The 314-nt window shown below is 49.0% G+C and carries 1 pseudogene; it reads left to right on the top strand.

Annotation, left to right across the window (positions count from 1 at the left end):
• A pseudogene (locus tag FD30_RS11805) lies at nucleotides 1–314 on the top strand (hypothetical protein); the annotation flags it as partial.

The following is a 314-nucleotide window of genomic DNA, read 5'->3' as shown; positions in this document are numbered from 1 at the left end:
CGGGCCCGCAATCGAGCTCATCGTGTCTTACAGCTTGTATTTGCGTCATTTGGGGCCTCCAAGGGTGGCTTTAACTTCGATACAAAGCTAGCTTGGGAACTCTTAACACTCTTTCCACATGCACAAATCGTTCGTGAGATTGGCGACCTTAACGCGTTAGAAGCGCGAATATCGGCAGCACATTTCAAAGGAATTGGCGCTAAACGTATTCACGATGCCGCACGAAAGCTATGGAAACTAGCCGCTCAAAATGGTGAGGCGGTACCCGTTACATCGGATAACACACGACAAATGAAAGCTTTGGCGGAGCAAGT

The sequence above is a fragment of the Levilactobacillus namurensis DSM 19117 genome, assembly GCF_001434785.1.
GTDB lineage: Bacteria > Bacillota > Bacilli > Lactobacillales > Lactobacillaceae > Levilactobacillus > Levilactobacillus namurensis.
This window is presented reverse-complemented; position numbering and strand designations above follow the sequence as displayed.